Origin of the sequence: Serratia sp. CY32780 (assembly GCF_052169135.1) — a bacterium.
Taxonomy (GTDB): Bacteria; Pseudomonadota; Gammaproteobacteria; order Enterobacterales; family Enterobacteriaceae; genus Serratia; species Serratia sarumanii.
In genome coordinates this window covers 153,930-166,639 of the sequence record NZ_JBJNLI010000002.1, presented here as the reverse complement: position 1 = coordinate 166,639, position 12,710 = coordinate 153,930, and the positions used below count along the sequence as shown (strand labels likewise).

At 61.2% G+C, this 12,710-nt stretch carries 12 protein-coding genes; 5 read left to right on the top strand and 7 right to left on the bottom strand.

The genetic code is table 11. The features are described from left to right. Nucleotides 1-52: 52 nt before the first annotated feature. The 4 genes from ACJ8HH_RS14310 to ACJ8HH_RS14295 all read left to right on the top strand — a co-directional run bounded on the left by ACJ8HH_RS14310 (nucleotide 53) and on the right by ACJ8HH_RS14295 (nucleotide 4,010). Entirely contained in the window at nucleotides 53-853 is an 801-nt protein-coding gene (locus ACJ8HH_RS14310; RefSeq protein ID WP_049196024.1) for a threonine/serine ThrE exporter family protein, read from the top strand. Continuing rightward, nucleotides 850-1,314 carry a threonine/serine exporter gene (locus tag ACJ8HH_RS14305; protein ID WP_033637072.1) on the top strand — a complete coding sequence of 155 codons (465 nt, stop codon included), beginning with the start codon at nucleotides 850-852 and terminating at the stop codon, nucleotides 1,312-1,314. The genes ACJ8HH_RS14310 and ACJ8HH_RS14305 overlap by 4 nt, the downstream gene beginning before the upstream one ends. Nucleotides 1,315-1,457: 143 nt before the next feature. Then, entirely contained in the window at nucleotides 1,458-1,940 is a 483-nt protein-coding gene (gene folA / locus ACJ8HH_RS14300) for a type 3 dihydrofolate reductase (RefSeq protein WP_033637073.1), read from the top strand. 180 nt (nucleotides 1,941-2,120) lie between these two features. Beyond that, the gene (locus tag ACJ8HH_RS14295; RefSeq protein ID WP_041033219.1) at nucleotides 2,121-4,010 is read left to right on the top strand and encodes a PhoX family protein; all 1,890 of its coding nucleotides are present in this window, start codon (nucleotides 2,121-2,123) and stop codon (nucleotides 4,008-4,010) included. Nucleotides 4,011-4,054: 44 nt separating this feature from the next. Here ACJ8HH_RS14295 and apaH read toward each other — a convergent pair whose 3' ends face one another. The 6 genes from apaH to lptD all read right to left on the bottom strand — a co-directional run bounded on the left by apaH (nucleotide 4,055) and on the right by lptD (nucleotide 10,816). Further along, nucleotides 4,055-4,906, bottom strand: coding sequence for a bis(5'-nucleosyl)-tetraphosphatase (symmetrical) ApaH (gene apaH / locus ACJ8HH_RS14290; RefSeq protein WP_060426868.1), 852 nt, complete (start codon nucleotides 4,904-4,906; stop codon nucleotides 4,055-4,057). Nucleotides 4,907-4,908: 2 nt separating this feature from the next. Beyond that, entirely contained in the window at nucleotides 4,909-5,286 is a 378-nt protein-coding gene (gene apaG / locus ACJ8HH_RS14285; protein ID WP_016929119.1) for a Co2+/Mg2+ efflux protein ApaG, read from the bottom strand. Between the two features lie 12 nt (nucleotides 5,287-5,298). Next, nucleotides 5,299-6,117 carry a 16S rRNA (adenine(1518)-N(6)/adenine(1519)-N(6))-dimethyltransferase RsmA gene (gene rsmA / locus ACJ8HH_RS14280; protein WP_033637076.1) on the bottom strand — a complete coding sequence of 273 codons (819 nt, stop codon included), beginning with the start codon at nucleotides 6,115-6,117 and terminating at the stop codon, nucleotides 5,299-5,301. Further along, entirely contained in the window at nucleotides 6,110-7,102 is a 993-nt protein-coding gene (gene pdxA, locus ACJ8HH_RS14275; protein ID WP_033649277.1) for a 4-hydroxythreonine-4-phosphate dehydrogenase PdxA, read from the bottom strand. Before pdxA ends, rsmA begins: the two co-directional genes overlap by 8 nt. Beyond that, entirely contained in the window at nucleotides 7,089-8,390 is a 1,302-nt protein-coding gene (gene surA / locus ACJ8HH_RS14270) for a peptidylprolyl isomerase SurA (RefSeq protein ID WP_033637077.1), read from the bottom strand. The genes pdxA and surA overlap by 14 nt, the downstream gene beginning before the upstream one ends. 65 nt (nucleotides 8,391-8,455) lie before the next feature. Then, nucleotides 8,456-10,816, bottom strand: a complete 2,361-nt coding sequence (gene lptD, locus ACJ8HH_RS14265; protein WP_039568777.1) for an LPS assembly protein LptD — start codon at nucleotides 10,814-10,816, stop codon at nucleotides 8,456-8,458. Nucleotides 10,817-11,043: 227 nt separating this feature from the next. Here lptD and djlA point away from each other — a divergent pair, with 227 nt between their 5' ends. Then, nucleotides 11,044-11,865, top strand: coding sequence for a co-chaperone DjlA (gene djlA / locus ACJ8HH_RS14260; RefSeq protein ID WP_033637079.1), 822 nt, complete (start codon nucleotides 11,044-11,046; stop codon nucleotides 11,863-11,865). 142 nt (nucleotides 11,866-12,007) lie between these two features. Here djlA and rluA read toward each other — a convergent pair whose 3' ends face one another. Next, complete coding sequence (gene rluA, locus ACJ8HH_RS14255; protein WP_033637080.1) at nucleotides 12,008-12,658, bottom strand: bifunctional tRNA pseudouridine(32) synthase/23S rRNA pseudouridine(746) synthase RluA; 651 nt, start codon at nucleotides 12,656-12,658, stop codon at nucleotides 12,008-12,010. Nucleotides 12,659-12,710: the final 52 nt, after the last annotated feature.

Here is a 12,710-nt window from a genome sequence, read left to right as displayed (position 1 = left end):
GTATTGTTAGGCTCTATGATAATAATTCATCTACCGCCAGCAACGGAGCACCATGCAGCAGACTAACGCCACAGACCGGCCGGAGCCGCACCGGCAACAGCGTGAAATTACCCGCCTGTGCATTCAATGCGCGCTGCTGCTGTTGCAGCACGGCGCCGAGAGTACGGTGGTGGAACAGCTGTCGACCCGCCTGGGGCTGGCGCTGGGGATGGACAGCGTGGAAAGCTCGATCTCCGCCAATGCGGTGGTGTTGACCACCCTCAGCCAAGGCGCCTGTCTGACCACCACCCGCAAGAACGTCGATCGCGGCATCAATATGCAGGTGGTGACCGAAGTGCAGCATATCGTGATCCTCGCCGAGCATCGCCTGGCGGATGCGCACGACGTGGCGCGCCGCTTTGACAGGATCCGGCCGCTGCGTTACCCGCGCTGGCTGGTGGTGCTGATGGTGGGGTTGTCCTGCGGGTGTTTCAGCATGCTCAACGGCGGCGGCGGCGATGCTTTCCTGGTGACCTTTATCGCCAGCGGCGCGGCGATGCTGGTGCGCCAAATCCTCACCGCCCGCCATATGAATCCGCTGATCAATTTTTGCCTGACGGCGTTTGTCGCTACGTCGATCTCCGGACTGCTGCTGCGCCTGCCGGCGTTTAAAGACACCTCGAGCGTGGCGATGGCCGCCAGCGTGCTGTTGCTGGTGCCGGGCTTCCCGCTGATCAACGCGGTGGCAGACATGTTCAAGGGGCACGTCAATACCGGGCTGGCGCGTTGGGCGATGGCCAGCCTGCTGACGCTGGCGACCTGCATCGGGGTGGTGATGGCGATGTCGCTGTGGGATCTGCGGGGGTGGTCATGAGTCTGCTGTGGGCCTTGTTGCAGGAGATGCTGTTGGCGGCGGTGCCGGCGCTGGGCTTCGCCATGGTGTTCAACGTGCCGCTGCGCGCGCTGCGCTATTGCGCGTTGCTCGGGGCTATCGGGCGCGGCTCGCGCATGCTGATGATGCACGGCGGCATGAACATCGAGTGGGCCTCGCTGCTGGCGGCGATCCTGATCGGTATCATCGGCATCTACTGGTCGCGCTGGCTGCTGGCGCACCCGAAGGTGTTCACCGTGGCGGCGGTGATCCCGATGTTCCCCGGCATTTCCGCCTATACCGCGATGATAACGGTGGTGGAGATCTCGCATCTGGGCTACAGCGAAGCCCTGATGGAGACCATGATCACCAACTTCCTCAAGGCCAGTTTTATCGTTGGCGCATTGTCGATCGGCCTGTCGTTGCCGGGCCTGTGGCTGTACCGCAAACGCCCCGGCGTGTGAAATGACCTGGCGGGAGATCGTTGGTTATTAGATATACTGATAAGAGCTATCTTATATATTCATCTTGCTTGATTAGCCTATCGACGGCACTCAGGCCTTTACGTATAGTGTCACCAATTTTGCTGCCTACACAGGGTTAAACAATGATTATCAGCCTGATCGCTGCCTTGGCGGCGGATCGCGTTATTGGCATGGAAAACGCCATGCCGTGGCACCTGCCGGCGGACCTTGCGTGGTTTAAACGCAACACGTTGAATAAGCCGGTTATTATGGGCCGCAAGACCTTCGAGTCCATCGGCCGCCCGCTGCCGGGCCGCCACAATATCGTTTTGAGCAGCCGCCCGGGCAATGCCGCCGGGGTGACCTGGGTGACCTCGCTGGATGAAGCGCTGGCCGCCGCGGGCGAGGTGGAAGAAGTGATGGTGATCGGCGGTGGGCGCATCTATACCCAGCTGCTGCCGCGCGCCGATCGTCTGTACCTGACGCACATCGACGCCGAAGTCGGCGGCGATACCCACTTCCCGGATTACGAGCCGGACGAGTGGGAAACCACGTTCAGCGAATTCCACGACGCCGACGATCTGAACTCGCACAGCTACTGCTTCGAAATCCTGCAGCGCCGCTGATTTAAGCGCGTTAGCCAACTCTCCCCGGGGGCGCAAGCAATTGCGCCCCCGGCCTTTTTGCGCCCGTCGTTTGTAACCTTTCCGTCACATTACCTGATTAGTATGAAGCCCAACTCCGAGCGCCACGGCAACTCTGGTGAATTTTGACCGCGGCGCCATAACTAAAAAGGTAACCACGCTATGACCAAGCAAATTGAGCAATTAGACGCCGACCGCCTGATCGATCCCACTCGCCGCAAACTGCTGCTCGGCAGCGCCGGCGCCGTCGGCCTGGCCGGTTTTCTCGGCGGCGGCATCTGGTCGGTCTCCAGTGAGGCGTTGGCCGAGGATCTGCCGCCGAACAAGCTGTTGGGCTTTCAGGGCATCGCCGCGTCTACCGCCGATGAGGTGACCATCGCGCCGGGCTACCGCGCCGAGGTGCTGATCTCCTGGGGCGAGCCGCTGGTGGACGGCGCGCCGGCCTTCGATCCGCAGGGCAACAACAGCGCCGCCGATCAGGAAAAACAGTTCGGCGACAATAACGACGGCATGAGCTTCTTCCCGATCGATGACAATCACGGCGTGATGGCCATCAATAACGAATACGTTAACGAGCAGTACCTGTTCGCTCACGGCGGCGCCAAGGCCACCAGCCTGGAAGAGGTGCGTAAATCGCAGGCGGCGCACGGCGTCTCCATCGTGGCGGTAAAGCGCGTCGGCGACGGCCAGCGCTGGGAGGTGGAGCGCCCGTCGCGCTATAACCGCCGCATCACCGCCAATACCGAAATGCAGTTCAGCGGCCCGGCCGCCGGGCACCCGCTGCTTCAGACCGCCGCCGATCCGAGCGGGCGCAAGGTGCTGGGCACTTTCGGCAACTGCGCCAACGGCAAGACGCCGTGGGGCACCTACCTGACCTGCGAAGAAAACTTCGATACCTACTTTGGCACTCATCAGGCTGATTACAAAACCACGCCGGAACAGAAGCGCTACACGCTGAAGGCCAGCGAACCGGAGCGCAACTGGCCGGACTATGACGAGCGCTTCGACGTGGCGAAGAACCCCAACGAATTCAACCGCCACGGCTGGATCGTCGAGATTGACCCGCTGAATCCGACCTCGACGCCCATCAAGCACACCGCGCTGGGCCGCTTCAAGCACGAGAACGCGGCGGTGACCGTGGCCAAAGATGGCCGTTTGGTGGTGTACATGGGTGACGATGAACGCGGCGAACATATCTATAAGTACGTTTCCAAAGGCGTGGTCGACGCCGCCAATCCGGCCAACAATCGCACGCTGCTGGACGAAGGGACGCTGTACGTGGCGCAGTTCGACGGCGATGAGGCCGGCACGCCGCTGAAGGGCAAAGGGCGCTGGATTGCGCTCGAGTTCGGCAAGAACGGCCTGACGCCGGAGAACGGTTTCCGCGACGAGGCTGAAGTGCTGATCTTCGCCCGCAAGGCGGCGCAGCAGGTCGGCGCCACCAAAATGGATCGCCCGGAGTGGATCGCGGTGAACCCGCATGACGGCCGCGCGTACTGCACGTTGACCAACAACAGCAAGCGCGGCGAGGAAGGGATGCCGCTGAACGCCGCCAACCCGCGGCCGAACAATATCTATGGCCAGATCATTCGCTGGGACGAGGGCGGCGACGCCACCGCCGGCACCTTCGCCTGGGACATCTATGCGCTGTGCGGCAACCCGATCGCCCACCCGGAAGGCGTCAACCGCGGCACGCCGAACATCACGGCGGAAAATACCTTCAACAGCCCGGATGGGCTGGGCTTCGATCGCGCCGGCCGCCTGTGGATCCTCACCGACGGCAAGTACAGCAACAAGGGCGATTACGCCGGGCAGGGCAACAACCAGATGCTGGTGGGCGATCCGATCAGCGGCGAAATTCGCCGTTTCATGGTGGGGCCGAAGTCCTGCGAACTGACTGGCATCACCTTCACCCCGGACTACAAGACGATGTTCGTCAACGTGCAGCATCCGGGAGAAGAGGGCGATTCGCACTTCCCAAACAACAGCCCGCGCCCGCGTTCATCGGTGTTGATGATCACGCGTGAAGATGGCGGGGTGATTGGGGCGTAAGGCGCTAAAGAGAGCAAAGGCGGCCTGGGGCCGCCTTGATGTTTTCAGAACGCGGCCAGCCTGCCGGCGTGGTCGGGCGCTTCGCCGCGATTAGCGGACTGCGTGAAGTAACGGCGGTCTTCCCAGCGTAGCATCGTCAGATCGCCACCCCAGCAGCAGCCTGTGTCCAGCCCGATCACGCCTTCCGGCGTGCCCTTGCCTTCCAGCGAGGCCCAGTGGCCGAAGACGATGGTGTATTCCGGATCCACCAGGCGCGGCAGCTCGAACCACGGTTTCAGCGGCGCGGGTGCGGTGCCCGGCGCATCTTTGCAGATCATGTCGAGCTGGCCGTTGGGGAAGCAATAACGCATGCGCGTCAGCGCATTGGTGCTGAAACGCAGGCGCGCCAGGCCGCTCAGCTCCGGCGTCCAGTTGTTCGGCATATCGCCGTACATGGCGTCGAGGAACAGCGGGTAGCTGTCGCTGCTTAATACCGCTTCCACTTCGCGCGCGCACATTTTCGCGGTGTCGATATCCCACTGCGGAGTGATGCCGGCGTGCGCCATCACCAGCTTTTGCTCATCGTCCACCTGCAGCACCGGTTGGCGGCGCAGCCAGTTGATCAGCTCGTCGGCGTCCGGCGCCTCCAGCAGCGGGGTGATGCGATCTTTGGGTTTGTTGCGGCTGATGCCGGCGTAAACCGCCAGCAGGTGCAGATCGTGGTTGCCCAGCACCATGCGCACCGCCGGGCCGAGCGAGCGCACGAAGCGCAGCACGTCCAGCGAGGCGGGGCCGCGCGCCACCAGATCGCCGGTCAGCCACAGTTGATCGCGCTCGGGATCGAACGCAACCTGAGCCAGCAGCGACTTCAGTTCATCGAAACAGCCGTGAACGTCGCCGATAAGGTATGTCGACATAATTAATGGATCAGCGTTGGAATGGCTAAGCGAAACACGGGAATAGCGGTGCGGAACGGCTGACCCTGGTGGTCAACCATTTCGTAATGGCCTTCCATGGTGCCCAGCGGCGTTTCCAGAATGGCGCCGCTGGTGTACTGAAACTCTCCGCCGGGCGGAATGACGGGCTGTTCGCCGATCACGCCTTCGCCCTGAACTTCGGTTTGGCGGCCGTTGCTGTTGGTGATCAGCCAGTAACGGCCCAGCAGTTGCACGTCGGTCCGCCCCAGATTGCGGATGGTGATGGTATAGGCGAAGACGTAACGCTCTTCTTCAGGGATCGACTGTGATTCCACATAGATGCTCTGAACCTGAATACACACGCGGGGCGAATCAATCATGACAACAACTCCTTATTGCTGCGGCGCCGGATTGGCTGACAGCCAGTTCGCCAGCTTGCAGTACTGCGCCACAGAAATATTTTCTGCTCTGAGCGAAGGATCGACGCCCAGCTCCGTCAGCTGCTCCGGCGTGAACAGGTCGCCCAGGCTGTTGCGGATGGTTTTCCGCCGCTGGTTGAACGCCTGCGTGGTGATGCGGCTCAGCATGCGCACGTCGCCCACCGGATTCGGCAGCACGCTGTGCGGCACCAGACGCACCACGGCGGAATCGACCTTCGGCGGCGGCGCGAACGCGGTCGGCGGCACTTCCAGCACCGGAATGACGTTGCAGTAGTACTGCGCCATCACGGTCAAACGCCCGTAGGCCTTGCTGTTCGGGCCGGCCACCAGACGGTTGACCACCTCTTTTTGCAACATAAAATGCATGTCGCGGATTGCCTGAGTATAGCTGAAAAGGTGGAACATCAGCGGCGTCGAAATATTGTACGGCAGGTTACCAAATACGCGCAGCGGTTGGCCAGCTTCCTCGGCCAGTTCGGCGAAATTCACCGTCATGGCGTCCTGCTGGTGGATGGTCAGCTTGTCTTTCAGCCGCGGGTGGTTCTCCAGCCGGGTGGCCAGATCGCGGTCCAGTTCGATCACCGTCATGCGGTCCATGCGCGCACCGACCGGCTCGGTCAAGGCGCCGAGGCCGGGGCCGATCTCGACCACCGCTTCGCCCGGCTGCGGGTGAATGGCGGAGACAATGCTATCGATGACAAACTGATCGGTTAAAAAGTTTTGTCCAAAGCGTTTGCGGGCAAAGTGCCCTTGGTGGACTCTGTTATTCATTACAATTAATTATCATTTTAATGGCGAGATTCAGGGCCGTTTGGAAACTGCCGACATCGGCGGTGCCGGTGCCGGCCAGCTCCAGAGCGGTACCGTGGTCGACCGAGGTGCGTATGAAAGGCAAACCGAGGGTGATATTCACCGCGCGGCCGAACCCTTGGTATTTTAGCACCGGCAGCCCCTGATCGTGATACATCGCCAGCACCGCATCGGCATCTTGCAGATATTTGGGCTGGAACAGGGTGTCCGCCGGCAGCGGGCCGACAAGATGGATGCCCTCAGCGCGCAGCGCGTCGAGCGCCGGGATGATGGTGTCTATCTCTTCGTGCCCCATATGGCCGCCTTCCCCGGCGTGGGGGTTCAGGCCGCAGACGTAAATGTGCGGCCGGGCGATGCCAAATTTGGTTTTCAGATCGTGGTCGAGGATGCGGATGACTTCGAACAGGCTCTGTTGCGTGATGGCGCCCGGCACCGCCAGCAGCGGCAGGTGGGTGGTCGCCAGCGCCACGCGCAGCTCTTCGGTCGCGAGCATCATCACCACGCGATCGCAGCGGCTGCGATCGGCAAAGAATTCGGTATGGCCGATAAACGGCACGCCGGCGTCGTTGATCACGCCCTTGTTCACCGGGCCGGTGATCAGCGCGGCGAATTCGCCGTTGAGGCAGCCGTCGCAGGCGCGCGCCAGGGTTTCCACCACGTAGGCACTGTTGCCGACGTTCAGCTCCCCGGCGGTGACCGGGTGAGCGAGCGGCACCGGCAGCACGGTCAGCGTGCCGGCGCGTTGCGCTTCGGCCGGTTGCTGCGGCTGGTAGTCGCGCAGCGTCAGCGGCAGGCCCAAACGCTTGGCGCGTTCAAGCAGCAGGGCCGGATCGGCGCACACCACCAGCTCAACAGGCCAATCCTGTTGCGCCAGCGCTGCCACCAAATCCGGCCCTACCCCGGCGGGTTCGCCGGGGGTAATGACGACGCGTTTATTGCTGTGCATCGCTGCCATCGAGGATCTTCACGTAAGCCTGGGCGCGCTGTTCCTGCATCCAGGTCTGCGCTTCTTCGGCGAATTTACGGTTGAACAGCATGCGGTAAGCGCGATCTTTCTGCGCGGCGTCGGTCTTATCCACCTGGCGGGTATCCAGCAGCTGGATCAGGTGCCAGCCGAAGGAAGAGTGGACCGGCGCGCTGATTTCACCCTTGCTCAGCTTCAGCAACGCATCGCGGAAGGCCGGATCGTAGATGTCCGGGGAAGCCCAGCCCAGATCGCCGCCCTGCATGGCAGAACCCGGATCCTGCGACAGCTGTTTGGCTTCGTCGGCAAACTTGGCGCGGCCGCTCTTGATCGCTTCCGCCACGGATTGCAGCTTGGCACGCGCCTGATCGTCGGTCAGCACCACTGAAGGTTTCAGCAGGATGTGACGGGCGTGCACTTCGGTGACCGACACCGACTGGCTGGCGCCGCGGATGTCGTTCACTTTCAGGATGTGGAAGCCGACGCCGGAACGGATTGGGCCGACGACGTCGCCTTTCTTGGCGCTCACCAGACGTTCCGCGAACAGGGTCGGGATCTCTTGCAGCTTGCCCCAGCCCATGTTGCCGCCTTTCAGCGCCTGAGAATCGGCGGAGTAGGTGATCGCCAGCTTGCCGAAGTCGGCGCCGCTGTTGATCTCACCCACCAGGCGTTTGGCCAGCTCTTCGGCTTTGTCGACCTGCTGCTGCGACGGATTCTCCGGCAGCGGGATCAGGATGTGGCTGATGTTCATTTCGGTGTCGCTGCCGTTCTGCGCGCCCACCTGCTTGGCCAGCGCGTCCACTTCCTGCGGCAGGATGGTGACGCGACGGCGCACTTCGTTGTTACGCACTTCGGAGATCAGCATCTCTTTGCGGATCTGCGAACGGTAGGTGTTGTAGTTCAACCCTTCGTACGACAGGCGGCTGCGCAGCTGATCGACGCTCATCTTGTTTTGCGCGGCAATGTTGGCGATCGCCTTGTCCAGATCGGCGTCGGACACGGTGATGCCCATTTTCTTGGCCATCTGCAGCTGGATGTTATCCATGATCAGGCGTTCGATGATCTGATGGCGCAGCGTCTTGTCGTCCGGCAATTGCTGGCCGGCCTGCTGGGCGTTGAGCTTCACTGACTGCAACAGACCGTTGACGTCGCTTTCGAGTACCACGCCGTTATCCACGACGGCGGCGACTTTATCCACTTCTTGGGGTGCTGCGAACGCGGCATTGGCGCAAACTACCAATCCGAGAATAAGCGTTCTCCAGTTCTTCATACATTTCCCATTATGTAATCCGCAAATGCGGGTGAAAGTTCTCGTTTTCAAAGTGTTGCAAAGCGTCAGAATGCGCGCTGATACGGCAGAATGCCGGAGCGCAGCATTTCTGCGGAGCCGAGACTATGATCGCTGCTCAGGCCGCGCAGTTCGACGTTGAACGAAACTCTGTTGTCGTAAACGCTGGTATTGTTGCTGTTGTTCCAATCGGTGATCTTGCGCTCATAGCCCAGGGTCACCGCCCAGCAGCAGGTGTTGTACTTCAGCCCCACCAGCTGATCGGCGGATTGCTTGGCGCGGGTGTCGTAGTAATACGCCCCGACCACCGCCCAACGATCGGCGATCGGCCAGCTGCCGGTGATGCCCACCTGCGAGATGCCGTCCTGGAAGGCCGGAACCGTTTTGGTGTTCAACGCCGTCTGGATGTATTCCGGCGTGGCGTAACGGTAGTTCAACTGCACCACGCGCTCGGCGTCCTGGCGGTATTCCACCACGCCGTTGCCCAGCGAGACGCTGTTCAGGCGGGTGTCGTACTGCAGGCCGCCGCGCAGGCCCCAACGATCGTCGATTTTCCAATAGGTATCGCCGGCCCAGGCCACGCTGCCGGTATCGTCGTTGTTGTCGTACCCTGTTACCTGATCGCCGGTGCGCGAACGGCTGAAGTAGTAGATTTGACCCACGGAAGCGTTAAAACGTTCAACCAGCGCGTCATCATAAATGCGGGTGGTCAAACCGGTGGAGACGCGGTTCTGCGAAGCGATGCGATCCAGGCCGCTGTAGGTGCGGTCGCGGAACAGGCCGGAGTAGTCGGTCTGCAGCAGCGTGGTGTCGTAGGTGTAGATGTTACTCTGGTCGCGGTACGGCACGTACAGGTACTGTACGCGCGGCTCCAGCGTCTGGGTGGCACCTTCGGCCCAGATCATCGGGCGTTCGAACACCAGCTTGCCGTCGACCTTGAACTGCGGCAATACGCGGTTGACCGAATCATCAAGCTCCGGTGCAACGGCGCCTTTGCGGCTCTGGTAGTTGGCGGCGAAACCGTCAGGAATATCCTGCTGGTAGTGGGTCGCCATCACCTTGGCTTCGGTGTTCAGGCTGGCCCAGCCGTTGGTCAGCGGCAGGCTCAGCGTCGGCTCCATATGCAGACGGGTGGCGTCCGGGCTGTACGGGTTGACGCTGGTGAACTTGGCCGCCTGGCCGTAAATATGGAAGTCGAACGGGCCGAGGTCGTTTTTGTAGTAGTTCAGATCCAGCTGCGGCTGAACTTTATACGATTCCGACTGCGAGCGATCGGTATCGTCGTAAATCTGGAACTGCTTGGAACTCAGCGTGGCGTTCCAGTTCTCGTTGGCGTAGCCGAGGCTGAATTTCTGCGTGGCGTAGCCGTCGGTGGTGGAACCGTACTTGGAGTCCAGATCGGTGAAGTATTTGGAATCGCTGACCTTGGTGTAGTCGACGTTGAAGCGCCACACCTGATCCATGACGCCGTTGTGGTTCCAGTAGAACAGCCAGCGCTTGCTGTCGTCATGATCTTTGCCGTATTCCTTGTCGTCCGGCAACCAGTCGAACTCCATCAGGCCGAGGCCCGGCTGCACCAGATAGCGGAACTCGGTCTGCCACTGCAGGCCGCGCTTGGACATATAGTGCGGCGTGATGGTGGCGTCGTAGTTCGGCGCGATGTTCCAGTAGTACGGCAACATGAACTCGAAGCCGTTGTTGCTGCCGTACTTGGCGTTCGGGATCAGGAAGCCGGAACGGCGCTTGTCGCCGACCGGCAATTGCAGGTACGGGCTGTAGAACACCGGCACGCCGCCGATGCGGAAGCGGGCGTTCCACACTTCCGCCACCTGCTCTTCGCGATCGTGGATCACTTCGGAGCCGACCACGCTCCAGCTGTCGTCGCCCGGCAGACAGGAGGTAAAGGTGCCGTTTTCCAGAATGGTGTAACGGTTGGCGCCGCGCATTTTCATCTTGTCGGCGTCGCCACGCCCCTGACGGCCTACCATTTGGTAGTCGCCTTCATAGACGTCGGTATCTTTGGTGTTCAGGTTCGACCAGGCCTTCGGGCCTTTCAGTTTGATCTGATTGTCGCTGTAGTGCACGTCGCCGGTGGCGGTGACGGTGCGCACCGGCTCCGCCTGGCCAGGGTCTTGCGTCTGGTTCAGCTCGACTTCTTTGGCGGTCAGGGTGCTGTTGCCCTGCTCGATATGCACGTTGCCGCTGAACAGGGCGCTTTTCGGATAGTCGGCGCGCGAGTCATCGGCATTGATGGTGACCGGCAGGCTGTTTGGATCGCCGCTGACCAAAGGTTTGTCGTAAACGGGAACGCCAAGCATGCATTGCTCGGCCAGATCAGCCAGCGCGTGCTGACTGTAGAGTGCCGTCCAAATCATCGTGGCCAGCAGTGTTGGGAAACTTTTTTTCATACGCGGTTTTGGTGTTCCGTCATCAGAGGCGTCATGTCCGGCAAACGGTCAGAGACTATATTACTCATCTGCGTTGCGCTAGTGCTAAATCCAGCCGTTTACTTGCGTCGTCGTTAGGCGCAAAGATAAATGACAGGTATGATAATCCAAATTCTGGGAAAAATCGCCTGCGCCCTTTCCTGAAGCGAAGGGGGCGGGCGGCTTTCGGCATGATAATTGAGGAGTATATGCAGTATTGGGGAAAACTGCTCGGCGTCATCGTCGCCATTTGGTCTGGCGCGGGATTCTGGGGTGTAGTTCTGGGGCTGATTATCGGTCATATGATCGATACGGCGCGCAGCAATAAGCGCAGCCGGGGTTTCTTCACCGACCAGCAAACGCGGCAAACGCTGTTTTTCCGCACCACTTTTCAGGTGATGGGCCACCTGACCAAATCCAAAGGACGCGTTACCGAGGCAGATATCCAGATCGCCAGCCTGTTCATGGATCGCCTGCAGCTGCACGGCGAAGCGCGCACCGCGGCGCAGCAGGCGTTCCGCGAGGGGAAACAGAGCCAGTTCCCGCTGCGTGAGACGCTGCAGCAGTTCCGCAGCATTTGTTTTGGCCGCTTCGATTTGATTCGGATGTTTCTGGAAATTCAGATTCAGGCGGCGTTCGCCGACGGCTCGCTGCACCCGAATGAACGCCAGGTGCTGTATGTCATCGCCGAAGAGCTGGGCATTTCGCATGCGCAGTTCGATCAATTTCTCAGCATGATGGAGGGCGGGCGTCAGTTCGGCGGCGGTCAGCAGGGCGGGTATTCGCAGGGCGGCTATCAGCAGGCTCAGCGCGGCCCGACGCTCGACGATGCGTGCAAGGTGCTCGGCGTGCGCAGCAGCGACGATGCCGCCACCATCAAACGCGCCTACCGCAAATTGATGAGCGAACACCATCCGGATAAGCTGGTGGCGAAGGGCTTGCCGCCGCAGATGATGGAAATGGCCAAGCAGAAAGCGCAGGAAATTCAGGCGGCGTACGATCTGATCAAACGCGAGAAAGGCTTCAAATAACGATACCCGTCATACTTCGAGCTGCAGGTGTGTTGGCTGCCTGCGCTTACCCCGGTCACGTACTTTTTGTACGCTCCCGGGGCTGCGCTTAGTTGCCGCCTTCCTGCAACTCGAATTATTTAGGGTATCCCTGAGATTAGCCTCAGAAATCCGGTTCGGCGCGAAAGTGCATCGGCGTCTGGAAGGCGGGGTGGGTGATGCGCAACTCTTGCGCATGCAGCTGCAGCCGCGGCGCCATCGCCTTGGCCTCCGGCGGGGCGTAGAAACCGTCGCCGAGGATCGGATGCCCCAGCGCCAGCATGTGAACCCGCAGCTGGTGCGAGCGGCCGGTGATCGGCGTCAGCTTTACGCGCGTGCTGCCGTCGGCGTCGCGCGACAGCACCTGATACTCCGTCTGCGCCGCTTTGCCGGTGTCAAAACACACCTTTTGCAGCGGCCGGTTCGGCCAGTCGCAGATCAGCGGCAAGTCCACCAACCCTTCGTCATGCGCCATATGCCCCCAAACGCGGGCGATATAGGATTTCTTCGGTTCGCGTTCGCGGAACTGACGCTTCAGCTCGCGCTCGGCGGCCTTGTTGAGCGCCACCACGATCACCCCGCTGGTGGCCATGTCCAGCCGGTGCACCGATTCGGCGGCCGGATGATCGGCCTGAATGCGGGTCATCAGGCTGTCTTTGTTTTCCGGCGCGCGGCCGGGCACCGACAGCAAGCCGCTGGGCTTGTTGACCACCATGATGTGTTCATCCTGATACAGGATGTGCAGCGGGTCCTGCGGGGGATTGTAGGGTTCCATCTTGGCTCCGCGAAAAGGGCCGAACGGGGAGGCGGTTGCCGCCCCGCGTCGC